This is a genomic window from Lactococcus cremoris subsp. cremoris KW2 (genome assembly GCF_000468955.1).
Classification (GTDB): Bacteria; Bacillota; Bacilli; order Lactobacillales; family Streptococcaceae; genus Lactococcus; species Lactococcus cremoris.
Genome location: NC_022369.1, coordinates 1634248 through 1660559 on the forward strand (window position 1 = coordinate 1634248; position 26312 = coordinate 1660559).

General features: G+C 35.2%; 30 protein-coding genes and 1 tRNA gene. 6 read left to right on the top strand and 25 right to left on the bottom strand.

The window, feature by feature from the left end:
* Positions 1-74 precede the first annotated feature (74 nt).
* The 12 genes from KW2_RS07705 to KW2_RS12140 form a co-directional block, all read right to left on the bottom strand.
* Positions 75-1316 (bottom strand): ammonium transporter, encoded by a 1242-nt coding sequence (locus KW2_RS07705; RefSeq protein ID WP_021037557.1) that lies wholly within the window; start codon positions 1314-1316, stop codon positions 75-77.
* A 185-nt stretch (positions 1317-1501) separates the two neighbouring features.
* A complete protein-coding gene (locus KW2_RS07710; RefSeq protein ID WP_021037558.1) occupies positions 1502-2974 on the bottom strand; it encodes a HAMP domain-containing sensor histidine kinase in 1473 nt (490 codons plus the stop codon).
* A 12-nt stretch (positions 2975-2986) separates the two neighbouring features.
* The gene (locus KW2_RS07715) at positions 2987-3679 is read right to left on the bottom strand and encodes a response regulator transcription factor (protein ID WP_011676631.1); all 693 of its coding nucleotides are present in this window, start codon (positions 3677-3679) and stop codon (positions 2987-2989) included.
* Between the two features lie 156 nt (positions 3680-3835).
* Positions 3836-4366 (bottom strand): YceD family protein, encoded by a 531-nt coding sequence (locus KW2_RS07720; protein ID WP_021037559.1) that lies wholly within the window; start codon positions 4364-4366, stop codon positions 3836-3838.
* 132 nt (positions 4367-4498) lie between these two features.
* On the bottom strand, positions 4499-4744 hold the full coding sequence (locus tag KW2_RS07725) for a type B 50S ribosomal protein L31 (RefSeq protein WP_011676633.1): 246 nt from the start codon (positions 4742-4744) through the stop codon (positions 4499-4501).
* 323 nt (positions 4745-5067) lie between these two features.
* On the bottom strand, positions 5068-5430 hold the full coding sequence (locus tag KW2_RS07730) for a TIGR02328 family protein (RefSeq protein WP_021037560.1): 363 nt from the start codon (positions 5428-5430) through the stop codon (positions 5068-5070).
* A gap of 236 nt (positions 5431-5666) precedes the next feature.
* Positions 5667-6578, bottom strand: a complete 912-nt coding sequence (locus tag KW2_RS07735) for a CHAP domain-containing protein (RefSeq protein WP_021037561.1) — start codon at positions 6576-6578, stop codon at positions 5667-5669.
* A 92-nt stretch (positions 6579-6670) separates the two neighbouring features.
* Positions 6671-7507, bottom strand: a complete 837-nt coding sequence (locus tag KW2_RS07740; RefSeq protein WP_021037562.1) for a metallophosphoesterase — start codon at positions 7505-7507, stop codon at positions 6671-6673.
* A gap of 111 nt (positions 7508-7618) precedes the next feature.
* On the bottom strand, positions 7619-8023 hold the full coding sequence (gene arsC, locus KW2_RS07745; protein WP_021037563.1) for an arsenate reductase (thioredoxin): 405 nt from the start codon (positions 8021-8023) through the stop codon (positions 7619-7621).
* A gap of 196 nt (positions 8024-8219) precedes the next feature.
* Positions 8220-8309, bottom strand: a tRNA-Ser gene (locus KW2_RS07750).
* A 461-nt stretch (positions 8310-8770) separates the two neighbouring features.
* Positions 8771-9073 carry a nucleoside triphosphate pyrophosphohydrolase family protein gene (locus tag KW2_RS07755; RefSeq protein WP_021037564.1) on the bottom strand — a complete coding sequence of 101 codons (303 nt, stop codon included), beginning with the start codon at positions 9071-9073 and terminating at the stop codon, positions 8771-8773.
* Between the two features lie 80 nt (positions 9074-9153).
* Positions 9154-9315 (bottom strand): hypothetical protein, encoded by a 162-nt coding sequence (locus KW2_RS12140; RefSeq protein WP_011834856.1) that lies wholly within the window; start codon positions 9313-9315, stop codon positions 9154-9156.
* 383 nt (positions 9316-9698) lie between these two features.
* On the opposite strand from KW2_RS12140, the gene KW2_RS07760 reads away from it, so the two are divergent.
* Both KW2_RS07760 and KW2_RS07765 read left to right on the top strand, forming a co-directional pair.
* Positions 9699-10349 (top strand): Ltp family lipoprotein, encoded by a 651-nt coding sequence (locus KW2_RS07760; RefSeq protein ID WP_021037565.1) that lies wholly within the window; start codon positions 9699-9701, stop codon positions 10347-10349.
* Positions 10350-10456: 107 nt separating this feature from the next.
* Complete coding sequence (locus KW2_RS07765; RefSeq protein ID WP_021037566.1) at positions 10457-11227, top strand: hypothetical protein; 771 nt, start codon at positions 10457-10459, stop codon at positions 11225-11227.
* Positions 11228-11387: 160 nt separating this feature from the next.
* Here the strand turns inward: KW2_RS07765 and KW2_RS07770 are convergent, their stop codons facing one another.
* From KW2_RS07770 to KW2_RS07790, 6 genes are all read right to left on the bottom strand, one after another.
* Entirely contained in the window at positions 11388-12461 is a 1074-nt protein-coding gene (locus KW2_RS07770) for a carbamoyl phosphate synthase small subunit (protein WP_021037567.1), read from the bottom strand.
* A gap of 87 nt (positions 12462-12548) precedes the next feature.
* A complete protein-coding gene (locus KW2_RS07775) occupies positions 12549-13481 on the bottom strand; it encodes an aspartate carbamoyltransferase catalytic subunit (RefSeq protein WP_011676640.1) in 933 nt (310 codons plus the stop codon).
* 58 nt (positions 13482-13539) lie between these two features.
* The gene (locus tag KW2_RS12145) at positions 13540-13683 is read right to left on the bottom strand and encodes a hypothetical protein (protein ID WP_153927095.1); all 144 of its coding nucleotides are present in this window, start codon (positions 13681-13683) and stop codon (positions 13540-13542) included.
* A 46-nt stretch (positions 13684-13729) separates the two neighbouring features.
* Complete coding sequence (locus KW2_RS07780) at positions 13730-15022, bottom strand: uracil-xanthine permease family protein (RefSeq protein ID WP_011834850.1); 1293 nt, start codon at positions 15020-15022, stop codon at positions 13730-13732.
* Positions 15023-15121: 99 nt separating this feature from the next.
* Positions 15122-15643, bottom strand: coding sequence for a bifunctional pyr operon transcriptional regulator/uracil phosphoribosyltransferase PyrR (gene pyrR, locus KW2_RS07785; protein ID WP_011676642.1), 522 nt, complete (start codon positions 15641-15643; stop codon positions 15122-15124).
* 275 nt (positions 15644-15918) lie between these two features.
* The gene (locus KW2_RS07790) at positions 15919-16617 is read right to left on the bottom strand and encodes a M50 family metallopeptidase (RefSeq protein ID WP_021037568.1); all 699 of its coding nucleotides are present in this window, start codon (positions 16615-16617) and stop codon (positions 15919-15921) included.
* Positions 16618-16721: 104 nt separating this feature from the next.
* Between KW2_RS07790 and KW2_RS07795 the strand changes: the two genes are divergently transcribed.
* Positions 16722-17021, top strand: coding sequence for an ArsR/SmtB family transcription factor (locus KW2_RS07795; protein ID WP_011676644.1), 300 nt, complete (start codon positions 16722-16724; stop codon positions 17019-17021).
* Positions 17011-17928, top strand: coding sequence for a cation diffusion facilitator family transporter (locus KW2_RS07800; RefSeq protein ID WP_021037569.1), 918 nt, complete (start codon positions 17011-17013; stop codon positions 17926-17928). Before KW2_RS07795 ends, KW2_RS07800 begins: the two co-directional genes overlap by 11 nt.
* A gap of 237 nt (positions 17929-18165) precedes the next feature.
* On the opposite strand, the gene KW2_RS07805 is transcribed toward KW2_RS07800, so the two are convergent.
* From KW2_RS07805 to KW2_RS07830, 6 genes are all read right to left on the bottom strand, one after another.
* Positions 18166-19407: a glutamate-5-semialdehyde dehydrogenase gene (locus tag KW2_RS07805; RefSeq protein WP_021037570.1), complete on the bottom strand. Its 1242-nt coding sequence runs from the start codon at positions 19405-19407 to the stop codon at positions 18166-18168.
* Between the two features lie 109 nt (positions 19408-19516).
* Positions 19517-20323 carry a glutamate 5-kinase gene (gene proB, locus KW2_RS07810; RefSeq protein WP_011834845.1) on the bottom strand — a complete coding sequence of 269 codons (807 nt, stop codon included), beginning with the start codon at positions 20321-20323 and terminating at the stop codon, positions 19517-19519.
* A gap of 160 nt (positions 20324-20483) precedes the next feature.
* The gene (locus KW2_RS07815) at positions 20484-21941 is read right to left on the bottom strand and encodes a DUF438 domain-containing protein (RefSeq protein ID WP_011834844.1); all 1458 of its coding nucleotides are present in this window, start codon (positions 21939-21941) and stop codon (positions 20484-20486) included.
* The gene (locus KW2_RS07820; RefSeq protein ID WP_011834843.1) at positions 21938-22180 is read right to left on the bottom strand and encodes a DUF1858 domain-containing protein; all 243 of its coding nucleotides are present in this window, start codon (positions 22178-22180) and stop codon (positions 21938-21940) included. Before KW2_RS07820 ends, KW2_RS07815 begins: the two co-directional genes overlap by 4 nt.
* A 115-nt stretch (positions 22181-22295) precedes the next feature.
* Complete coding sequence (locus KW2_RS07825) at positions 22296-22622, bottom strand: AzlD domain-containing protein (protein WP_011676650.1); 327 nt, start codon at positions 22620-22622, stop codon at positions 22296-22298.
* On the bottom strand, positions 22609-23316 hold the full coding sequence (locus KW2_RS07830; RefSeq protein ID WP_011834842.1) for an AzlC family ABC transporter permease: 708 nt from the start codon (positions 23314-23316) through the stop codon (positions 22609-22611). Before KW2_RS07830 ends, KW2_RS07825 begins: the two co-directional genes overlap by 14 nt.
* Positions 23317-23507: 191 nt before the next feature.
* Here KW2_RS07830 and KW2_RS07835 point away from each other — a divergent pair, with 191 nt between their 5' ends.
* Both KW2_RS07835 and KW2_RS07840 read left to right on the top strand, forming a co-directional pair.
* Positions 23508-24083: an NADPH-dependent F420 reductase gene (locus tag KW2_RS07835; protein WP_144063211.1), complete on the top strand. Its 576-nt coding sequence runs from the start codon at positions 23508-23510 to the stop codon at positions 24081-24083.
* Between the two features lie 84 nt (positions 24084-24167).
* Positions 24168-24710, top strand: a complete 543-nt coding sequence (locus tag KW2_RS07840) for a GNAT family N-acetyltransferase (protein WP_011834841.1) — start codon at positions 24168-24170, stop codon at positions 24708-24710.
* A 33-nt stretch (positions 24711-24743) separates the two neighbouring features.
* Here KW2_RS07840 and ffh read toward each other — a convergent pair whose 3' ends face one another.
* Positions 24744-26300 (bottom strand): signal recognition particle protein, encoded by a 1557-nt coding sequence (ffh, locus tag KW2_RS07845; RefSeq protein ID WP_011676655.1) that lies wholly within the window; start codon positions 26298-26300, stop codon positions 24744-24746.
* Between the last annotated feature and the right edge of the window lie 12 nt (positions 26301-26312).

A 26312-nucleotide genomic window follows, 5' to 3' on the forward strand; every position in this document is an offset into this window, starting at 1 on the left:
TCTCTTATCTTTAAAAATACATTTCCTTCATTTTTTAATATAAATTTACTGACAGACTTATCAATAAACTAAAATCAAGAATCTAAACCTAAAAATGTTGGATACGCAGTTTCTTCATGCTCACTATCATCAAGACCAATTGCCTCAGCACGGTCAGTAACTCGAATCGGCATAATAAGTCCAATCACCTTAATAATAATCCAACTGACAAGGGCCGTAAAAATAACTGTAAAAACAACCGCAGTAAGATTAGCCAAAAGTAATTTTCCTGACCCATAAACTAGCCCTACATAACCTTTTTCTGGAGCCAAAGCTGGTGTTGCGAAAATTCCTGTCATAATTCCGCCAAACATTCCACCAATTCCATGACAACCAAAAGCATCCAGTGCATCATCATAACCAAATTTCTTCTTAACTACAGAAATCATGAAATAAGACAAAGGACTAACCAATAAACCAATGATTATCGAAGACCAAAGAGAGACAAAACCAGCACCTGGAGTAATCGCAACTAAGCCAACAACCGCTCCAGAACAAGCACCAACCACTGAAGGTTTACCAATCATAATTTTTTCAATAATCATCCAAGAAAGCATCGCTGCCGCTGCGGCCGTATTAGTAGTCATAAAAGCATTAATCGCAACACCATTGGCAGCAAGAGCAGAACCTGCATTAAAACCAAACCAACCAAACCAAAGAAGACCAGCTCCTAAAACAACGAAAGGAATATTATGTGGACGATAATCTAAACGTTCATAGTCTCGCCTCTTTCCAAGCACCAATGCTAGAACTAGACCTGTAACCCCACTAGAGATATGAACAACGTCTCCCCCAGCAAAGTCAATCGCATGAATTTGAGCCAAGAAACCGCCACCCCAGACCATATGAGCCAGAGGATAATAAACCAAAATCAACCAAGCTCCCATAAAAAGTAGAATAGGAGTAAATCTCATTCTCCCAACTACCGAACCTGTAATCAAAGCGACCGTAATAATCGAAAACATCATCTGAAAACCAGAAAAAAGACCGTCAGGAATGTGATTGGCAGGAAATAATGAATTTTTGGCCATATCTACACCATTCATAAACAAATGGTCAAAATTTCCAATCCAACTATTATTTCCAGAAAAAGAAAATGAAAAGCCAATAATTACCCATAAAATGGAAGCCAGAGCCATTGGTGCCAATGACATCATCATTGTATTCAATACATTTTTACGCCTTCCAAGCCCCCCATAGAAAAAGGCCAGTGCAGGTGTCATTAATAAAACCAAAGCTGCACAAATTAAAATAAATGCAATCGATCCTGTGTCCATAAAAATTCTCCTTTAAAATTTCGAGATTAAATAAGAAATTTACCGATATTTTCTGAATATTTAATCATGTCATAAAATATAACACAGTTTTTTATCAAAGTCAATCATTTACTCATTTCATGTTATATAACATAACATGAAATGAGCAGATAAATAGGAATTATCTAAAAGATAATTCCTATTTATCACATTTTTGGAAATTTTAAGGTAAAAGTTGAACCAATCCCAAGCTCAGAACTAACTTCAATCTCCCCTTGATAATTTTCGGCTAAACGAGCAAGAATTGGTAAACCTAAACCAGTTCCGCCAATCTCACGGTTACGTGCCTTATCCGCTCGAAAGAATCGCTCAAAAAGATGATTAATATCTTCTTCGGCAATTCCGATTCCTTTATCAGAAACACTAGTAATGACAAACTGTTCATCTTCTGAAACAGTAATCACAATCTCCTTTCGATCATCCGGAGAATACTTAACAGCATTATCTAACAAAATGCGTAATCCTTGTTCAAAATGATTTTCAGATATCCGGGCATGGACAGGGTAGATAAGCTGATTATCAAGTACAATCTCAAAATCCTCATGTAGAAGTTGGAAGTTTTTAAGCGCATGATTAGATACTTTCCCAACGTCACAATCCAATTCTTCACTGGACAAATCTACATTTTCAAGTCTGGCTAAAGCAAGCATTTCTTCAAGCATTTTCTTCATTCGGTCTACTTCATCCAAACTCGCCTGCAAAGATTCATCCAAAACTTCTGGATCATTTTTTCCCCAACGATTTAAGAGATTAATATGACCGTCCAAAACTGCTAACGGAGTCCTTAATTCATGTGAAACATCAGAGACAAACCGATTTTGCTGTTCAAGGTATGCTTTCATTTTCAGCATCATATCATTATAAACATGAGCTAATTCTTCAATTTCATCACCACTTTCAATTTCGATAGGTTTGAAATCATTCGTGGGGTCACTCGCCATTTCCTGCATTCCCTGATAAAGTTTTTCTAAAGGCTTCATAAAATAATTCGCCATAAAATAACCAATCATTTGCGCAACGATTAAAGCGACAATTTCTAAAATTAACAAGACGACTAAAAGGAGATTGGAAATCCGATGATAAGTTGTCGTGTCATAAAATGCCTGTAAATAGCCTACAACCTGTCCCGTCCCTTTAGAAACAATCTTCCTTTGGACTAAATAACCTGGATTCTCACCTTGAATTTCTTTCATCTCATTATTGCCTTGCTTTTGAAATCCAAAATCATGTCGATTAGTTGAATATAATAATTTATGATTTAAATCATAAATATAAAATGCTTTCCGAGTCCCGATGATACTTCCCAGACTCATTCCTTCCGATTCCCCATTTTGAATCTTTGATGTCGCTTCAATATAAGTATTCAAATTAGTTGAATTTAAAGGAGCATCCGCTTGTTCTAATACCTCTTCAACGCTGTCCATTGAACCTGTCAATAACCTTTGTTCCTCCTTAATGAAAGAACTTATGGTCAGTTGATAAGTTAATGTTGCAAAAAGAGTAAAAGTAATAAAACAAAAAACGGTGTTAGCAAAAGCCCACCTAAGCATAATAGACCGCTTAGCCGAACTTTCTTCTACCGTTTCCTTTTTCTTGTTGAAAGTGAATAATTTTTTCATTTTTTTATTTTTTTATTTGCGTTCACGCATCACATAACCCAAACCACGAACGGTTTGAATATAGCTGTCTTGTCCTTCAACATCAATTTTATTTCTAAGATAGCGGATATATACATCAACAACATTTGTTTCCGTTCCTTCTTCATATCCCCAAACTTGTGAAACTAAATGTTCGCGAGTGACAACATCCCCAACATTTTGCATCAATGTCAAAAGAAGATCGTATTCACGACGCGTCAAATCAATTACTTTTTTACCACGGTGAACGGTACGATTTGTTTTGTCAATTACAAGATCACGAAAAGAAGTGTTTTCAGCACGTTCTACAGCGTGACCATGTTCTTCACGACGGAAGAATGCACGAACACGAGCCAAAAGTTCTTCAATCGCAAAAGGCTTAGTAATATAATCATCTGCTCCAATATCAAGACCGGCAACACGGTCCATTGTTGAATCACGCGCGGTCATCATAATAATTGGAGTATCTTTTTCTTTGCGCAAACGGCGGGCAACTTCAAAACCATCAAGTTCAGGAAGCATCAAATCAAGCAAGATTAAATCATAATCTTTTGAAGTTGCTTCTTCAAGCCCAGAACGTCCGTTATCTTTAATCTCAGTGGCATAGCCTTCATGCTCTAATTCTAATGAGACGAAACGAGCTAAATTCTTTTCATCCTCAATAATCAAAATTTTCTTTGATGCCATATTATTCTCCTTTGTTAAAAAAACTGCATAATTCGATTTCTTATAATACTATTATAAGATAAATTTAATTTATGTACAAACTATTTAACGCTTTTTTTTATATTGTTTTCGCTTTCTTATGCTTAACAACAGAAATTGTTAAAAAATGAGAGCTATCTAATCAAATAATCCGTTCAAACCATCAAAAGGAGATTTCTTTTCTTCCTTTTTATCTTCTTGTTGTTTGGCATAGTCTTCTTCACTCAAAACAGACCAAAACTTCCCGCTTGGCAATTCTTCTGCTTCTTCATTTTCAGCTAAAATTTGCAACGGAATTTCCAATAGAATATTATCAGTCACTGACTCATCTAAACTAATGGTATCTTTATCTAAAACAATAATTAAATCATTATCTAGTAATTCCTGATTTCCTTTTAGCGTTTCCTCGGTTGCGAAAACTTCGTTGACTAGGATATCAATTGGATATTTGACTGGTTTCAAACTTCTTGAAGAAGGTAGGGTTAAAGTCGTTTTTATTTGATAATCCAAATAGAACAACTCATCATCATAAGCAATTTCACCACTAACTTCAATTGGTAGACAATCTAAAATTTCTGCAGAACGTTTCACAAGTTCCTCGCGAAGGTCTAAATTCTCATTGAAAGCAATCTGTTTTTTTTTTGTTAATTCATTTAAAGACCATTTCATCTTTTAATATTCTCCCACAATTTAATCATTTTTCTTTATTTTATCTTATTTTTACATTTTTTCATAATAAAAAGCTGTCTAAAGACAACTTTGATATTGCTAAAAATAAAAATGGTCGAATGACCATTTTTATTATTGTTTGCCGTATTTCTTTTCGAAACGAGCGATACGTCCGTCCGCTGCTTGGAATTTTTGACGACCTGTGTAGAATGGATGTGAATCTGAAGAGATTTCAACACGAATCAATGGATAAGTGTTTCCGTCTTCCCATTCAACAGTTTCTTTAGAACCTTTAGTTGAACCAGTCAAAAATTTGTAACCAGTTGTTGTGTCCATGAAGACTACTGGTTGGTAATTTGGATGGATATTTTGTTTCATCGTTAGAATTTCCTTTCTGCCTTGGACTGTTTGCCAGACCAAAGTTGTACGAATACTTAAACATTCTATCAAAATTCGAAGTAAATTTCAAGCTAAAATAATCTTTTGTCAAGAAAAAAACTTTACAAATTATTTCTGTCTCTAAGTAAGGTTAAAAACCAAGTATTTTCAGGCTAAAAGTCTCTTGGCAAAAAGTAAATTTACTTTTTAAATCATTTCATAAGCAAGCTTTGACTAGTCTCTTTTAGTCAAATAATTAACCACACGCTCAAACTTCTTGTTTTATATTCATGACTTTTGAAAGTTTTGAAAGTAGGTTTCTCTTAGATTATTATACCTTTTTCCTTTAAATTTTCTATGCAGGATTCAAGATAGGCTTCATTATGCTCTGGATATATGGGCAAAGTCTGAGTAATCTTTTTTAATTCTTGATAAGCTTCACATTTTTGACCTCTATACAACGGATCAAACCAGCTTTCATCAGGATGATATCCTCTTTTTTTCATCTCATTCATCACTTCCAGATGATATTGAAAAAGTTTATATGGAGAATAATTGAAGACGTAATTTACCGTCGAATGTTTTTTCGCCCAGCCCTTTCCACGTAAGGCGCAACACTCTCGATGTTGACCCAATAATTGTGCTCTTGGAAGTTTTTCAATTAAAGCTTCATGCCATAATCTCATTGCTTGTCATCCTTTTCTCTTATCTTTTAGTCTATTAATCACTTTTTAATCAAAAAATTCCCCCGAAGGAGAACTTTCTTTTCTCTATGTTACAACAGATATTAACTGCTTCTTCCGATTGTTCAACCGATGAGTTCTAGAATGAAACAATTAATCTCTGAAATACAGATAGCTTTATTATACCTTGATAAAATGATGCTCTCAAGTATTTTGACTTCACAACCTTATCCCAAAAATCATTTCCCAATTACATAACGTAAACGACTGGCTTGTTCTTTGCTTAAAACTTGATAAGAGAACAATGTATTATAACCAGTTCCTGATTGCGAAATTAATATAGAGCCATCCGGACGAATTTTTTCTACAAAAGCAACATGACCATAGGTAGGGTCAGCACCATCTTGTCCCGCTTTATAGCTAACTGCACTATGAAGTTGAGGAGTGGATGTAACTTGATAGCCTGATTGATTTTGCCAGTCTTTGCCATTTCCCATGTAAAGACCATAATTTATTCCGAATTCTTTCGCTCGATTATAGACCCACCATGTACATTGCTTATAGGCGTAAGTTTGAGTTGAATAATTTTCAATATCCATCGGTCTATCAATAGTCCAACCCACTGGAGTGCCTGGTAAACTGTCAGAAGGCATTGTCTTCCACGCAGTAGCTCCATATTTCCAGCCTACTTTTAGCAGACTATTTTGCTCAAAAAAGTTCGTTGTATAATTGTGTGCTCCGGACTTAGCATTTGGGTTGTAAGCAACGTAAAGATTAACCGTTCCCGCTGAATAAAAAACCGGTTTGGCCCCATTATCCCAACGCCAACCTGCTTTTACTAGGCTTTGAGCCTCATAATTACTCAAGGTATAATAGTGGTCTCCCCCTTTAACGTTTGGATTATAAAGGCGATAAACTGGAGCACCTGAATTTGCTGCTTGCCAACCAATTCCCTCATCAAGCCAACCGACATTTTTTAGAGAATTTCCCTCATAAAAATTCGTTGTATAAAAATGTTCCCCGCTGTTGGGATTATAAAGCCGATAGACTGGGCTTTTAGAGCTTGCCTTTACTTGGTTTTCATTAGCTACCGTCCAAGCACTTGTTGCTCCAATCATAGCTAATAGTAAATAAATCTTTTTATGCCGCATTAAGGTCCTCCATCTGGCCTAATTTAATGTATTCTATTTAAACTCTATAATAGCTCGAGTAAAAAGTCAAGCGATTTCATTTCGTAAATTTTTTAAAAATTAAATACAGCAATTTCAGGAACAACACCAAATCTAGCTGATAAGTGAGTTGTTCCAATACCTGTATTCACATAAAGGGTTTCATTTGTATTTAATTGATAAAGCCCTCCAGTGTAATTATTTGAATGTTTCATGACAGAGGCAGCTTTTTTCTGAACTTGAGGGATAAAAGGAATATTTACCTGACCACCATGGCTATGTCCTGATAAAATGAGTTCATATCCTTTATTCTGATATTGACTTACTTCATCAGGTTCATGAGTCAATAGAACGTCATAAGTACTTTCTTCCATCTGATATGATGATGGTAAAGAAGGATTTCCTAGCAAGGCGTCATCTAAGCCAGTAAATAGGATTTTTTCGCCGTTATTCATAGGGACAAGTAAATTTTCATTTCTTAAAAGAGTGAAACCAGACTCCGACATAATATTCGCATATTCTCTGGAAGCTCCGCCTCCATAATCCCTGTTTCCCCAAATCGCAATCTTACCATATTTTGCTTTCATTTTTTGGAGTTTTGAAATGATTTGTTCATTTTCATTATAGCGAGCGTAATTATCGTATAAATCTCCAGAAAACACGATAAAATCAGGATTTTGTTCATTAGTTTTCTGAATAACTTTATCTAAATGCTTTGCATCAAAATCTTTTTTTATATGTAAATCAGATAACTGAACAATCTTTATTTTTTCTTTAGAACTTCTATTTTCCAACTGATGTTGATTAACCACTAATCGGTAGGGCTCAATTTTAAAAGCATAATATAAGCCACCTAAGCAAGTGAGCATCAACAAAATGACTAGTGAAAACACTATTTTTATTATTTTCATATCTTTAGATTATATCATATTGTCTATTTCATAAATTTCAAACTAAAAAACGCCTTAAAGACGTCATTTTTATACATAAAAGGAAATTAGTCTAAAACTCATTGGATAGGTTTATATATTGCTTAAGTTCTGTACTTGTTCTTTTATCAAATCTCTAGTTTTTCTAAATTCTGTTAAAATGTCTGCCTCTGTTCCAACAGCCCGAGCTGGATCTTGTAAGTCCCAATGTTCATGGCTCACTGATTTAGGAATCATTGGACACTTATCAAGAGCATCACCGCATAAAGTAATAATTAAATCACAATCATTAAAATAAGTCATATCAATTAATTCTGATTTTTGAGCCGAAATATCAATGCCATCTTCTGCCATTACTGTTACCGCATGTGGATTTAAACCGTGTCTTTCTATTCCTGCGGAACGGACTTCCCAATCCTTTAAAAATACATGCCCATATCCTTCTGCTATTTGAGAACGACAAGAATTACCCGTACAAAGAAAATAAATTTTTTTCATCAACAAACCTCATTATTTTTTTATTATTTCATTATATAATATTTGAGGCATATTTTTATTTTTAATTCCCTTTAAAATGTAAAAATCTTGTATGCCTTTTGGAACTTAAAATGAAAACCCACCATCTGGCGGGCATCTAAAGAAATCTTCATATAGGAAGAATAGTGATAAGCTCCTAAAAATGGACAGGTGCTTAAGGAGGATGTGGGATTCGAACCCACGCACGCTTTTACACGCCTGACGGTTTTCAAGACCGTTCCCTTCAGCCAGACTTGGGTAATCCTCCAATTCATTAATTAATTATATCATTTTTATCTGAAAACAACAAAAACAAACCAATTGAGTAACAAAACAAATACAGTTATTTTAAATTTGTAGACAAAAGTTGTCAGCAAACTTTGTCAATAAAAAGGTTCTTAACAAAAAAGTTCATAATATATAATTATGAACTTATCAATATCCCTTCTGATTTTATACTATTCACACAAATAAAAAATGCCAGCAAATTACTGACAGTCATGTTTAAGAATTTCATTATAGCAGATTAAACTTAATTAGAAATCACTCAACTAGAAGCGCCCACATAGTATTTAAAAAGAAACTATGACTTTATTTTTACATACTAATTTATCACTTTATTTTTTAATAATTTTCCGAAGATGATTTGAATATAACTCCTTCATTTTCCCAGTCTACTTTTTTGTAGACCACTGTTCTTTAAAGAAAACAAAAAAACTCTGACCAAAGTTAAAGTTTTTCTTTTACAGTCAAGAATTTTTCTAACTCTTTTTCAATATCGACATCTAGTCTGTCTGAAAGCTCAATTAACCACCAAATATTTTCAGCTATTTTTCCTTCTAAAGTATAGGGCGTTTCGTCATAGTAACGTTCAAATTTAGTCATTACAAGTCGATTTAAATTACCGATATCATTAGAAAGTGCCAATAGGTCTTCTTCTACACTCCATTTTTCACCATGGTTTTTTATTTCTAATTCATGATATCTCTTACGAATTTCAACGCTTCTCTCAAGTAACTCTTTTATTTCCATTTTTTCTCCTAGTCTAAAGCAATTATAAACTTTTATATAAAAGTTTGCTCAAATTAGGAAGTGAGCTTAATTTACATTTTTTATTTTTTATATTTTTGAAGGTCTGCTTTTTTAAAATATAGTTGTTGTGCTCCGTTAAATCTAACCAATATCCCTGATTTATTTTCAGAAATCACACTACCAATAACCCCTGGATATTTTGTTTCTGGTAATAATACTAATTCTCCTACTTTATATTCCATAAGATAATTCGCCTTTTCTATATCTGATATTTCTTTTAGTATAACATAAAAAATCCTAACCAAAATCAGGATATTAAGTAATTATTGGATAAATTTGACAGCAGTTCAATCACTGAATGTGTTTTTTTCACTTTTAGAGATAGGTCCTATCTGGTCATTTCAATGTTTTGATTATTCATTTTTTTGCTTTTTGAATTACTTAGAATACATTGTTTTTTCGCATTTTTTTCCGTATAATAAAAGTATTAAAAGGAGAATTAATCTTAAAATAGTTCAAGTAATTTCTAAAAATATTACTAGATATCGTAAAAGATAGATATTACACAGCAATAAACTACGAGCAATATCTCGAATCTCGTTAAAAGCTAGGTAGGAGGATATTTATGAGCCCATTTTTTGGAGTAATAGGCATATTAGCATTTTTAATTGGCCTTGTGATACTTTTTATTAACCTGGTTAAAAAGAAATCAAAGAAACAACCTTTGATTATACTTATTGTTGGTTTCTTACTATTTATTATTGGTGTAGCTATTCCAAATAATTCAGATGCAAAAGAATCTAAAAAATCAACTACTTCTGTATCCACTACAGAAACTAAAAAAGAAGAAACTAAAGTCACTTCTCAAAGTTCTACAAAAAAACCAAAGCCATCTTCTAAAGTACTGACAGCTCAAGAAAAAGCTATTGATGGTTTAACTGGGAATTCGTTAGCTCAAACAAAAACTGCAATTAGTTATTTATATACAGGACATATGAGTAAACAAGGGCTCTATGACCAATTAACTTCTGAGTATGGCTCACAAATGACAGTTGATGAAGCAAACAATGCAATCAATAGAATTGACCCATTAGTCAATTGGAACAACCTTGCCATACTTAGTGCTAAGTCATATCGTGAAACTGGAAATTTAACTGGACAAGCGCTTATTGATCAATTAACCTCTGAATATGGCTCTCGTTTTACCCCTGAACAAGCACAATATGGAGTTTTACATATCGATGATGAAGTAAAATCTTCGGCTATCTGGAATTAATTATTTGTAGAAAAATTCCATTCTATCTTTGGAGCATAAGGATGGATTAAAACATTAAAACAGCGAGCAAACCCTGATTCTCACTAAAAGCTGGTAGGAGAATTTATATGAAATTTAATACTATTCAAGTCCTAATTGCATCCACACTTGCATTAGGTACTGTCGCAGTAGCTCAAGAGGTTAGTGCTGCTGAACAAACCACCAGCATTTATCGCCTCTATAACAAGAATACTGGTGAACACTTTTATACCCAAAGTCGCACAGAGCAATTGAATGCTATTATTGCAGGTTGGAATAACGAAGGAATCGGATGGGTAGCACCATCATACAGTAATTCTCCTGTTTATCGTGTTTATAACCCTCATGCTAAGGGTGGAGACCACTATTACACAAGAAGTAAATACGAAGCTCAATCTCTTGTAAACAAAGGTTGGAAGTGGGATGGAAATGGGAAACCAGTCTTCTACTCAGGAGGAAAAGCATCTGTCTATGTTGCCTACAATCCTAACGCTCAATCAGGCTCCCACAATTACACTCCTAATGCATTTGAACAACAATCATTATTAAATAATGGCTGGAAATTTGGTTCTACTGCATGGAACGCTGTGACTAAGTTTAACTGGACTCTTGCTCAATATCGTGCGTTAACTGTGGGTGATTCTGATGGTAAAGGTGGCGTAAATTATAATGCTATCATTGCTGCACACGATATTCCTTCCGATGTAACTATATACGAAAATGGCAGCTACTCATCTAAAAATGTACTCTATAGTAATTCTGATTTCAATAGTGGAGTCTATCAATATGTAAGTTTAACATTTGTTAAACAAGCAAATGGCGATTACCTTCTTTCAAATAAATCTTATTTAAGTTTATAAGCAAAAATAATTTTTAAAATAGCTAGTCATGTTACTAAAAAATAATGTTACGCATTAATTAATTTATAAAAAAGAGCCTGCTATAAAACAGGCTCTTTTTTTGCTATTTTTAATCATTTTAATGAAAGCTTGACTATCAAAAGCCAGCAATATCAACACTTTATTTTTTGAAGTTATCCATGAGGTCCATGAAATCGTCAAAAAGATAACTTGCATCATGTGGGCCGGGAGCTGCATCTGGGTGAAATTGAACTGAAAATGCAGGGAAATGTTTGTGACGCACTCCTTCAACTGAGTCATCATTGATTTCAACATGGGTAATCATCAAATCTTCTGGTAAATTTTCTGATGAAACGGCATAGCCATGATTTTGTGAGGTAAAATCAATTCGTCCTGTTGCAACTTCGCGAACAGCATGATTAAAGCCACGGTGACCAAATTTCATTTTGTAAGTTGTCGCACCGTTGGCAAGACTAAATAATTGATGACCTAGGCATATTCCGAAAACGGGAATTTTACCTTGAACTTCTTTAATCATTTCAATGGCTTCTGGAACATCTGTTGGATCTCCTGGGCCGTTAGTCAGCATAACTCCGTCAGGTTCCATTTCCAAAATTTCTTTAGCACTGGTATTGTAAGGAACAACTGTCAAATTACATTCGCGTTTTGATAGTTCACGTAAAATGCTGTGCTTCAATCCGAAATCGACAACAACGACTTTTCGACCTGTATTTGGTGATGGATAAGCAGTCGCTGTACTACTTGTTTCAACCTGATTAGTTGGCAATACAGTGGCTTGAAGTTGGCTCATTTGATGGTCCACTTCATCTCTTGCTTGAACCAGTGAAGCTTTCATTGTCCCATGTTCACGAACAATTTTAGTGATTGCTCTTGTATCTACACCAGTGATTCCGGGAATATTTTTTGATTTTAAAAATTCATCAAATGACATTTGCATCCGCCAGTTTGATGGGCGACGTGCTGCTTCATGAACGACAACGGCTTTACAAGTTGGGTGGATAGACTCGTAATCATCACGATTAACTCCGTAATTTCCTACGATTGGATAAGTGAAAGTCAAAATTTGCCCGTTATAAGATTGGTCAGTAATTGATTCTTGATAACCGGTCATTCCTGTATTAAAGACAAGCTCACCCGTCACATCTAAATTTGCCCCGAGGGCTTCTCCTTCAAAAATAGTTCCATCTTCTAAAATTAAAAGTCTTTTGCTCATAATAATTATTTCCTTTAAACTTTGCTTTAAAAACAGAACAATTTAGTTTTGAATATTTCTTTTTGTCCTATTGTCATCAATTTCAACTTACTTCGCTTTTTTTCCAGCAAGAATGGCTTCAAGAATGGCCATACGTGTGTAAACACCATTGCTCATTTGTTGAACAATGCGACTTTGTGGACTTTCAACGAGGCTGTCAGCAATTTCAACATCACGATTAACAGGAGCTGGGTGCATAATAATTGCTGTTGGTTTCAACATTTTTGCTCGTTCTTGCGTCAGTCCAAAATGAGTGTGATAACCTTCTTTTGAAAAACTTTCACCACTGTCATGACGTTCATGTTGCACGCGTAAGAGCATATGAACATCAAGTTCTGGTAAAATACGGTCTAGGTTGGCATAATGCCCGTAATCGTCAAATTCTTCACTGTACCATGCTGCTGGACCAGTGAAATAAAGTCTAGCCCCAAGTTTTTGCAACATCATCATATTTGATTTAGCCACACGTGAGTGTGTTAAATCTCCAGAAATTGCAATTTTTAGTCCTTCAAATTTGCCAAATTCTTCATAAATAGTCATCAAGTCAAGTAAACATTGACTTGGATGTTGTCCTGAACCGTCTCCACCATTGACAATGGCACAGTGGATATTGTCTGAGTTCACTAATTCTTCGTAGTAATGTTCTACTCCAGAGCGAATGACACAGATGTCAACACCAAGTGCATCAAGCGTTAAAACCGTATCGTATAGTGTTTCACCTTTACTGATTGAACTGGCTTGTGCATCAAATTCAAGAACATCAAGTCCTAGTTTACGTTCGGCAATATGAAAACTGTGATGGGTTCTTGTAGAATTTTCAAAGAATAGATTTGAAGCGAAAGTTTGCTCATCTAAAGCGAAGTCTGCTTTTCCTGCTTTGAAAGCTGAGGCTCTTTTGATAAGTCCCATGACTTCATCAACGCTCAAGTTTTCCATGCTTGTAAGGTTTTCGAGTTGAACTAATCCATTTTTTACTGACATAAGGTCTCCTTTACCCTGACTGTGTGCTCTCTGTCACAACAGTTTTTTGACAATATATTTATTTCGTCAGTAAACTGACAAAATTTTTATTTACTAATGAAATACTTATCGAGATTTCCATCAGTAATAAGTCCACTTTTTTAATTACTGACAGTTTTGTCAGTAAACTGACGAATCTTTTATTCGCCGATTCAATGCTCATTATTCATCACATTGAACTGGCAGTTCTGTCAGTAATTTTTAGATATCTAAATTTCGCTAGCATCTTTTGGTAAGACAAGATTTAAGACAATTCCGAGAATCGTAGCAATAGCTACTGATGAAATTTGTAAGTTTTGAGTGATGTTGATAATCATTCCACCAATCCCGATAACAAGAACCACTGAGCTAATCAATAAGTTGCGCTTAATATCAAAATCAACTTTGTTTTCAACCAAAATTTTAAGACCTGAGGCTGCAATAACTCCAAAGAGTGCAATTGATGCTCCACCAATAACTGGTGCTGGAATTGATTGTAAAAGAGCTGTGATTTTGCCAACAAATGAGACAACAATGGCAAGAACCGCAGCGCCAGCAATCACATAAATCGAATGAATTTTTGTAATTGCCATGACTCCAATATTTTCACCATAAGAGGTCACCGGTGGCGCACCGATAAAGCCGGCGATGATTTGTGCTAAACCATCCCCTGTCAACGTTTTTTCAAGTCCTGGTTCTTTAAAATAATCTTTTTTTGTTAATGAATTCAAGACCATGATATGACCAAAATGTTCAGTCATTGTAACAAAAGCAATGGGTGCCATTGTCAAGATTGCTGACGGATAGAAAGCCCATTTATAGCTAGCAAATGGAATCTCCATTGGTGGAAGTGTTAACCATTTGGCCTGTGAAATTCCCGTAAAGGAAACGATATTCATGCCAGTGATTTTACCAATAATCATTGCTGCAACGTAACCTGTGATGATTCCGAGTAAAATTGGAACGACTGACAGAAATCCTTTTCCATAAATACTGTAAACGACAATTGATAAAACGGTGATGAGGGCAATAATGATATAAGCTAAACTGTATCCTTTTAGATTTGCAACATCGGTATACATGGCATCATTAATTGCTGTCGGCGCAAGGGATAAACCAATAACCATAACGATTGGTCCAACAACGATTGGTGGTAAAACTTTGTCAATCCAACCTTTACCCGCAAATTTCACAATCAGAGCGACAATCAGATAAACCAGACCACCTGTCATGGCTCCTTGGGCAATGGCTGGCATTCCGCCATTTTTCATCAGTAAAGTCATCGCACCAATATAAGCGAAGCTTGACCCCATGTAAGCTGGAACCTTAAATTTTGTAACACTCATGTGTGCAAGTGTACCAAGTCCGGAACTCAATAGGGCAATCGCTGGATTAATCCCAACTAAAATCGGAACTAAAACCGTTGAGCCAAACATGGCAAACAAATGTTGAAATGAGAGTCCAAACCACTGACTGGCAGCTGGTTTCTCATCAACTTTTAAGATAATATCATTATCGTGCACTTTTTTCTCCTAAAACTCTAAGTTGAATATTTATTGAAAACTTTGTCAGTAACTTATAGATTACTCTTTTTCTTAAATTACTGACAGAGAACTTATTTCTTAATCTTCACGTTTGATTAAAATACTGTCATTGCCATCATGCTCAGACATTTGAACGATGATTTCTTCATCATGACCTGTTGGAATATTTTTCCCAACGTAGTCTGCACGAATTGGTAATTCGCGATGTCCACGGTCAACTAAAACAGCCAATTGAACACGGGCTGGGCGACCAAGTTTTACGATTCCGTCAATTGCCGCACGAATTGTCCGACCTGTGTAGAGCACATCATCAACAAGAATGACATCTTTTCCTGTAATATCGATATCAATTTCAGTTGTATCTTCTTGTGCTTGTTTATCATCACGGAATGGACGTGTATCCAACTCACCAAAAGGAATTTCCAAACCTTCCAGTTGTTGCAAACGTTCTTGGATTCTTTTGGCCAAATAAACACCGCGTGTCTTAATCCCAATCAAAACCAATTTGTCCAGTTCTTTATTACGTTCAATAATCTCGTAAGTGATCCGTGTAATTGCACGTTTCATTGTGATTTCGTCAATAATTTCTTTTCTAGCCATTTGGGGCTCCTTTCATTCTTAATGATTAATCTGTCAGTTAACTGACAAATCTTTCATTTATCGATTAATACTTCCATTAATAAGATGTCCGTCAGTATACAAAAAAGCTGCATTCCAAAGAGAATGCAGGTAGGTATCAGAAAATGGACAGTATCCATCATATTATTACATTATTAATTTCTGACCTTGCCTGCCTCTCTGGACAATCTTAAAGGTTAGATAGATTATAGCAAAGTTTTAGAACTTTGTCAAAAAATGTTTTTGATTCTCTTATATCAAAATAATAATAGACTCGCAAGACCTATCCACACCGGAACTAGAGCAAGAAACATAAGCAAAAGTAAGACAAGTTTCCACACAAAAGCAGGAATAAATGTAAATTTTTCATGCAATAAATCAGCGTCAGAAGGCCCTAAATGATGATGAAAAACGGCTCTAACATCCCGAAAAGCGCCCAAAGTAAGAAAGGCAATCAACATCCCTGCAATTCCTGTAAAAACTTCTGACTGACCAAAATAAATCAAACTTCCCGTTAGGATTACCCCTAGTAAACAAATAAGCACCCCATACCAATTCCTTATTACAAAAAGGACAGAGATACTGACAAAAAGCAATACAAACAAAACAAACTCTGGATGATTTAATCGCAAAAACCAGACAAACAGTCCACTAAATAGTAGAGGGCTAGGATAACCTGATAATAAAATAAAAAGACTACGCCAACCACCAGTTGTTTCTGTTACACCTGATGTATCAGGATTTAGATGAATTTTATAAACCTTCCCAAAAGTGACTTTTGCCATAAAAGCATGACCGAATTCATGAAGTAAAGTGATTAAAATAGCTAAATAGCGATAAGCAAAGAGGACAGCTAACAAACCGCCCAAAAGTCCTAAAGCAATTATTTTTTGATTATCATTAAAATTATTGATTTGCTCGAAAAAAAGTTGGATTTTATTTATTAAACTTTGCATTCCTCATTCCCTTCTTTTGTCCTTAATCATCATAACAAAAATACCTTAAAATAAAATATTTAAAAAAGCTTGACAAACATATTATAAAATCATAATATAATAATATGATTAATGAAAAAGATATTGCTGAATTTTTTAAACTTTTTTCTAATGATGGACGTTTAAAAATTATTTCCAGCCTTGCTACTGATAATTTAACGGTTAATGAGATTGTTGAGCGAACTCAACTTTCACAATCACTCGTTAGTCAACAATTAAAATTATTAAAAAACGCACGTATTTTAACCAATGAAAAAATTGGAAAAACAGTCACTTATAGTATTTATGACCGACATATTTTGCATCTTTTGAAAGACGTTGCAGAGCATCTGGACGAGCAAGAAGGAGGAAATCATGAGTCTTAAAAATAAGAAAGCTCTCAAATTGGAGCACGAACATGACCACTTGGACAAGCTCGTTTCTCAAAATGTGACGATTGTTTTTGCACTGAACCTCTTCTTTGCAATTTTAGAATTCATCTTTGGAGTCATTTTTAATTCAACTGCTATTTTGTCTGATGCAGTGCATGACACCGGAGATGCCGTAGCCATTGGTTTGGCCTGGTTTTTCCAAAAATTTTCTAAACGTCGGGAGGATAAACATTTCTCTTTTGGTTATCAACGTTTTAGTTTACTTGGCGCCTCACTGACCAGTGTAATTTTAATTACAGGGAGTTTCATTGTCCTTTTCGAGGCTCTTCCTCGATTTTTTAACCCTCAACCTGTGGAAGCAACAGGTATGCTTGGTTTGGCAATTTTTGCCATTGTTGCCAATGGCTTTGGGGCCTGGCTTTTGGCTCGTGGTTCCTCACGAAATGAAAGTATCTTAAATCTTCACGCGCTTGAAGACGTTTTAGGTTGGTTAGGCGTTCTAATTGTTTCAATCGTCCTTCATTTTGTTGATTGGTACTGGTTGGATCCTCTTCTTTCTATTTTAATTGCTTTGTTCATCTTATCTAAAGCGATTCCAAAATTCTGGGGCACTTTACGTATTCTTTTGGAATCGGTTCCTGAAGATATTGATTACAAAAAACTCCTGATTGCTCTTGAAAAACTCCCAGAAGTACGTAGTGTTACTCAACTTATTATCTGGTCAATTGATGGAGAACAAAATGCGGCCATGATTCACATTGTAATTCCTGAAAATCAAGATTTTTCTGAAGCAAAAATTGCGGTTCGCACGCTTTTGGAAAGTGAAAAAGTGTGCCGCTCAGCAATTGAACTTGACGAAACGGTTGACGAACATAAAAAACACATGATTTATGAAGTCTAATTTACTGACAGCTTTTCATTAAATTTTTATAGATTACACCACTTCTGTCAGCTCAATGTGCTGATTTATACACTTTGAACTGTCAAATAATAGTTTTGATTGTTTGCTGACAGAACTGTAAATTTATGAGATTATTGATAAATATTAAATGGGTAAATAATGATTTCAAGAATTTACTGACAACATCCTTGATAAACAAAAGACTCGACTTTTTATAAGCCGAGTCTTTTATTATTTTTAACGAATTTGTCCTGTGCCATCAATCAAATATTTAGTTGAGGTTAGAGCCTCTAAGCCCATTGGTCCTCTGGCATGAAGTTTTTGAGTTGAAATCCCAATTTCAGCACCCAAACCAAATACAAAACCGTCAGTAAATCGGGTTGAAGCATTGACATAAACGGCCGCCGCATCAATTTCATCTTGAAATTTTTGTGCATTAAAATAATCATGAGTAACAATACTTTCCGAATGACGACTTGAATAAGTATTAATATGCTCGATTGCCTCATCCAAATTATCAACCGTTTTTACTGACAGAATATAATCTAAAAATTCCATTCCAAAATCTTCGTCAGTAGCAGGAATTCCAGCTGACAGAGCTTTCAACGCTCGTTCATCAGCACGAAATTCAACTTCATGGACTTTATTGATTTCATTTTGGAGTTTAGGTAAAAACTCGTCAGCAATTTTTGCATGAACCACTAAACTTTCGGCCGCATTACAAACACTTGGGCGCTGTGTTTTTGCATTAATCACAATCCGAGTCGCCATATCTAAATCAGCCGATTCGTCAACAAAAATCGTACAATTTCCAACCCCAGTTTCAATGACAGGGACCGTTGCTTTTTCTTTGACACGATTAATCAATCTAGCCGACCCACGTGGAATCAAAACATCTAAGAACTTATCAGCTTGCATCATCTTTTCAGCTTCAGCATGACTCGTGTCAGATAAAAGTTCAACCACTCCGTCAGTAATTTTTGCTGACAGCAAATTTTCCTTAATAATTTCAACTAAAACCATATTGGAATAAATCGCATCAGACCCACCACGTAACAAAACAGAATTTCCTGTTTTGAAACAAAGTGAAAAAGCATCGATGGTTACATTTGGACGACTTTCAAAAATCATTCCGACCGTACCAAGTGGCACTCTTTTTTGAACAATTTTAAGTCCGTCAAGATTAGTGAAACCTTGCAATACTTGCCCGATTGGGTCAGGAAGTTCCGCAACTTGTCTCAATCCTGTCGCCATATCAGAGATTCTCTGAGCAGTCAGGCGTAAACGGTCAACCATAATTTCAGAAATTCCATGTCCTTTGGCTTTTGTTAAATCCTTTGCATTTTCGCTGATAATTCTGTCCGTATTTTCGACAAGACTGTCAGCCAATTTTTGCAAAAAAGTGTTTTTTTCAGCAGTTGATAGCTTTGCCACTTCTTTGCTCGCTGTTTTTACCTTTAATCCAAGTTCTTCAATCATCGTTTTATCCTTCTTTCTTTGTGGCCTGCTTTGCTAGGCTGACCATGCTCGCTATGGCGCTGAAACACCTAGTCACATCGCAAAAACGGCTTTGCTTTTTAGAAGTACCTCAAAATTTTTGATGAAAATAAGTTCCAATCTCACGTCCTTCGATAATTTGTTGAATTTCTCGAATCCGCTCGCCATTGGTCAGAACCATTTCTTGATCATTTTCAAATAAAATTTGGGCAGCCGCCAATTTCGAAGTCATCCCACCAGTACCAAAACGAGAACCGGCACCTCCAGCCATTTGACGTAATTCATCAGTAATTTCATGAATTTCATTAAAAATTTTCGCATCATCATAAATCGTCGGATTTTTATCAAAAAGTCCATCGATATCTGAAAGCATAATCAACAAATCGGCATGAACCAACTTAGACACAATCGCTCCCAGTTTATCATTATCGCCAAATTTTGTTTGATGGTCCATTTCATCAACAGCAATTGCATCATTTTCATTGATAATCGGGATAATATCCAGTGCAAGTAGAGCATTCAATGCATTTTCTGCATTTTCACGACTCGTTGGAAAATCAGTTACATCACGAGTCAAAAGTAATTGCGAAACTTTTTGTGAATAACGGCGAAACATTTGCGTATAAAGACTCATCAATTCGACCTGACCGATAGAAGCCAAAGCCTGCTGGTCTGCGATTCCTTTTGGACGTTTGTCCATTCCAAGGACATTCAAGCCCACACCAATCGCCCCAGAAGTCACCAAAATCACTTCATAACCTTTATTATTCAAATCAGATAAGACAAAAGCCAGTTCGTCAATATTTGATAAATTTATTTTTCCATTTGGCAAAATCAAGGAACTCGTGCCAATCTTCACCACAATTCGCTGAGCTTTCAAAATATTTTTTCTTGTCATAATCATTTATTATACCAAGATATACCAACAAATACGAGAGCAAATCGAACAAAATTAAAAATTTTTATAATTTTATTTTCGGTCCTAATGTTATCAAGAAAAGAGTCCATCAGCAATTTTTAACTTATCGGCTAGAAAATTTATCTTCTCAAACAAAAGTCTATTTGTCAGCTAGCATCTTTTTAACAAAATCAGGCATTTCACCGCTGGCAACTTTGTCAGTATTTTTTTTCATTGATTTAGCTACTTGATTCTCATATTCAGAAGTCGTTTTTTCATGACCATCTAAACGCTTTTCTCCTACCAAGTTCTGAATGGCCGTAATATCTTGCGAAACTTCCAAACACCCCAGATATTCTCCTGTTTCTTCATCCCTCATCGCAAAGTAGCGAATATAAACTTTTTTATTAAAACGATGCAGATCAATCCAAAAATCAGCCTGATCACGCGCACCTGATTTAAAGTCTTCCAATATTTTTTCAACCACAGCCATTGATTTTGGCGGATGACAGTCAATGACACGCCGTCCAATCACAGATTTTGCGCGTGGGAAAATTCGTTCTCCCCCAGAGAAAAACCGAACAATATCCTCTTTATCAACAAAACTCAAGTCAACAGGTAGAACATTAAATAAAGCTGTCAATTCATTGAGGTGCATCATTCCAGTTGGCAAAACAACAACTCCCTCACTTTCTACCTTTTCCCAATCATATTGACGCTTTAGCTCTTTTGATTTAACAACTTTAGGAGCTCCCTCATTGGCAATATCTGCTGTCATTGCTTTAGCAGACTCAATCGCCACAAGCCTTTGTGGTTCCCGTTCTTTTTCCTTTGCAATTGATTCCTTAGACGCTTGCCATTTTAAAGGTTCTGCAATAAATGAATAACCAATTTCATTAGAATCCTCCTCAATCTGTTCCCAATCCTTTAAAGAAAAAACATCTAAACACATTGGAATCATGATTGCTTCTTCTTTAAAAATCATCTCTTCAATTTCTGTCAGTAAATTTTCCAGCATTTCGCGTAATGGGTTTAAAGCTGTTTTGTCTGTTTTTAAATAAGCAATGACTTCTTTATTCATCTCTCGCACGGCATCATCTACACCCCACATCACTTTTGGTGGCGCAGTGATTCCATATTTTTCCATAAAAGAAAAAATCAATGTTTCTTTTCTAGCATAATGCTTATCAATATTATATAAGTCTTCCACTGCCGCAAGTAAACGACCCTTCAAAGTCCAATCTCCTTTTTCAATTTTAGAAAAGACCCAACGAATTTCGTCATTTAGTAAGGAAGCAATCACCTGATTTTCGAGTTTCATTGTATGAACTGGATGACCTGGAATATTTTCTTCTAAAGAAGACTGATGGATATCTTTGATTGAACCCTTAAAAACAGCCGCATGAATATTACATAATTTTTGAATTTCTGACGGATTGAGTCCTCCTTGAATTAATGCTTTTTCAGCACCGGTAATTTCAGACACATCAACTCCATCAAACTCTTCATTGAAGATTTGTTTTGCCTCCTCAAATGAACCACCCTCATGCAAAAGCCTTAAAATTTCGACAATTCTTTTTTGACGCTCCATTGTTGTTGATTTTTTCATGTCAGTCATTTTTCTTCCTCCATCGGTTTTGAAAATTCAAAACCAGCTTCAGCAAAAACATAAACAATTTTATCCCAATCAATATGTTTCATTTTTGCACCCATGGGAATCGTTGCCATTCTTCCCGCAGTTTGTAGCATACCAGGCATTTTTATCTCATGAAACCCCAAGCCGTCCATTAAATCAATAATCTCAGGATGAGCGGTTGCTAAATCATAAAGTTTAGTATTTATATCCAGTTGAATCATTCTAATCTCCTTTTCAGATGTAAAGAAACTTTGACATCTCATCTTATTCTAACAAAATATTAGTCTCATTAAAAGATAAAAAGAATCCGTAATTTAAAGATTCTTTTTTGACTTTCTATAAAATAACTTGAATTAATGCGAGAGAGATAATTCCCACAAGGACAATGACCAATAAGTTTTTGCTTAAAATTGCAGCAATAATTGTCGGTAATGAAGCCAATAAATTAGTCCAATTTACAGAAGGAAAATGTCCTAAATGTTGAACAAAAAGATTAGAAATCCACAAAGCGGACATAATAACTACGGGAACGAAACTCAAATATTCTACAAGAGGCTGAGGTAAGTTAACATTTTTGAGTAAAATAAATGGTAAAATTCTTGAGAGTAAAGTGACAAGTCCACATATAATAATCGTCAGCATAACAAAATTAAAAGAATACATGTTTTACCCCCACTCCTATAGCACAAACAAGCAAAGTGACAAATAAAATCAATAAATTACTTGGAATAAAAATTAGTCCAAAATAAAATAAGATTAAAGTAATCCCAACCATCAACAATTGTAATTTCAAGCCTAAAGTCTTATCACCAATAAGTTGCAAATAGAGTAAACCAATAAACATTGCAATAATTGCAAAACCCAGCCCCAACTTTTCTGGATTTGTTAATAAATTTCCTAGAAGTGCGCCTATGAGACTAGATAAAGCCCAAACCGTATATGCCAGTATGTTCGAGGCATTAAACCAAGAAAAACTTAACTTACCCTCAGTATAATTTTGTTTATTCATCCCCAGAGCAAAAGTTTCATCTGTCAGCAAAGTTCCAATAAAGATATTTTTTAATAAACTTTCATTTTTAAAATAAGAGGCTGTCGTCATAGACATCAAAATAATTCGTGAATTAACTAAAAACACACTCAATACAATCGATAAAAGTGGACTATGAACTGCAAGCATGGTAATAATAATAAATTGTGCTGAACCTGCATAAACAATCAGTGAAAGTAATAAAATTACCCACGCACTAAACCCTGCACTATGACCGATCATTCCAAATGCTGCTCCGATACCAATATATCCAAAAACTGTTGGCAAAGTATCCTTTAATCCTTGCCTAAAAGTCAATTCCGAATTCATATTTTTAACCCCTACTTCCAAAAGATATATCTAAATATTATCACATAAATATTCAGCTAATGTCAATAAAATCTCATTATATTTTTGCCTTTTAGTTAATTTGTCTCTTATCGAGTAAGATTATTATAGATTTAATTTTTTCAGTGATATAATCAAATTAATAACTAAAATACATAATTAAGAGGAGGAATATCATGGATATTAGTATTTTTGGTAAAGGGAAGATGGGGACAGCAATTGGTGATAATTTTACCACTTCCGGAAATGCAGTCAATTACATCTTATCGGATTCAGACAAATCACCTCTAGGAGAAATTGTCGTTTTTGCAGTTCCTTATAGTGCGCTTGAAGAAATTATCAACGAATATGCAGACGAGCTTGATGGTAAAATAATTGTTGATATTACTAACCCTGTTGATTTTTCTACATTTGATGACCTTCTAGTGCCAGCTGATAGTTCTGCCGCTGCAATTATTGCTGACAAACTCCCAAATTCCACCGTTGCCAAAGCATTTAATACAAGCTTTTCCGAAACTTTAGCAACAAAAAAAGTCTCAAACAAACACCAAACAACTGTTCTTTTAGCAAGCGATAGTCAACAAGCCAAAGAACAAATCTTTCGTGCTCTTGAAAAGAGTGGCTTATCGCTGGTTGATGCTGGTTCTCTTAAACGTGCACGTGAACTTGAAGCATTAGGATTTTTGCAGATTAGCCTAGCCGCTTCTGAAAAAATATCTTGGAATGGTGGTTTTGGGCTTTTTAAATAGTCGCTTAAAATTTTGAGTCTTGTTATAATTAAATAACAAGACTTTTTATTTTTAAGAAGAAAATTCAAACAAGGAGTAAGAAAAATGACGACATTAACGAACGAAACAACAATGAGAATTAGAGCCTTAGAACGAACAGATTTAAGAAACATTCATATTATTAATAATAAGGCTGAAACCATGCGTCTTTGGTTTGAGGAACCCTATGAATCATTAGATGAATTAACCAGTCTTTACGATAAACATATCCATGATAATACAGAAAGACGATTTGTGATTGAAGCCAACGATACATTTGTGGGCATTGTTGAGCTAATGTCGATTGATTATATTCATCGTACTTGTGAAATTCAAATTATCATTATTGGTGGTTTTTCTGGAAAAGGCTATGCCCAAAAGGCCCTAAAAACCGGTGTTGATTATGCCTTCAATACTCTAAACATGCACAAAGTTTATTTGTGGGTAGATATCGACAATGCCCCTGCCGTTCATATTTATAAAAAATTAGGTTTTAAAATTGAGGGAACGATTAAAGAACAATTTTTCGCCGGTGGAAAATATCATGACAGTTATTTCATGGGGATTCTTAAATCCGAGTATGCCCAGAAAGAAAAAATGATTAAATAAAAAAAACAGGAGAAATTCCTGTTTTTTTATTTCTTAGCGTTTTTTCTTACCTTTTTTCATTTTCTTTTGAGCACGTTTCATGGCTTGCTTCATAGCAAATTCAGTTGCTTTACCTTTCAAACCACCACCAAACATAGAACTCATATCTGGCATTCCGTTTGCGGAACCATTTCCCATCATTCCTTGTAAATCTCCCAAGGCTGACATATCTGGCATTCCAGAACCGGTTGGCATATTTGGCATTTGTCCACCAGCTCCACCCATCATTTTTTGCATCATCGCATTCATATCACCATTCATGATTCCTTGCATCATTTCTTTGGATTGATTAAATTGCTTAATGAATTTATTTACTTCAATAAATGAATTCCCAGAACCTGCGGCGATTCGACGACGACGAGCTGGCGATAGTTCTGCTTCTAAATGACGTTCAGCTGGGGTCATTGACAATACCATTGCTCGTTTTCTAGCAACATCTTTAGGATCAACTTTAACTTTATCCAAGCCAGGCATTTGTGACATTCCTGGAATCATTTTCATAATATCTTCCATTGGTCCCATATTTGTAACTTGATCTAGTTGCTCAACAAAATCCTCATAATCAAAACGGTTATCAGCCATTTTTTCAGCGAGTTTTGCAGATTGTTCCTCATCATAATTAGCTTGCGCCTTCTCGATCAAAGTGAGCATATCACCCATACCAAGAATTCTTGAGCTCATACGATCAGGGTAGAAAACTTCAAGGTCGGTTAATTTTTCACCAGTACCTGTAAATTTAATAGGTTTTCCGGTAATTTCACGAATTGATAAAGCCGCACCACCACGTGTGTCCCCATCGAGTTTGGTGATGATAACACCGGTAATATCTAATTTTTCATCAAAAGTTTTAGCCACTTGTGCGGCCACTTGACCAGTCATCGCATCAACAACGAGTAAAATTTCTGTTGGTTGCGCAAGTGCTTTAATTTCTTGAAGCTCATTCATCAATGTATCATCAATTTCAAGACGACCTGCCGTATCAATCAACACATAATCTTTACGTTCTTCTTGAGCTTTTAAAAGACCATTACGGACAATATTAACGGGCTTTTCAGACGTTCCTTCATCATAAACAGGAATGTCAAGTTGTTCTCCCAAGGTTTTTAATTGGTCAATCGCTGCCGGACGATAAACGTCGGCTGCAATCATCAGTGGGCGAGCATTTTGTTCTTCTTTAAGTTTTTTTGCAAGTTTACCAGCAAAGGTTGTTTTACCTGCCCCTTGCAAACCAACCATCATGATAATTGTTGGGATTTTAGGAGATTTGAGTAATTCGGCTTCACCACCGCCTAAGATAGCTGTTAATTCTTCATCAACAATTTTGATAACTTGTTGAGCTGGGTTCAAAGCCTCTGATACTTCAACACCGACAGCTCGCTCACGAATTGCCTTAATAAATTTTTTGACAACTGGGAGAGCAACGTCGGCTTCAAGAAGAGCTACTCGAATTTCTTTTGTAATTTCTGTGACGTCTGTCTCAGTAATTTTTTTCTTTCCACGCAGATTTTTAAAAACGTTTTGTAAACGTTCAGTTAAGTTTTCAAATGCCATATTTTATAATCC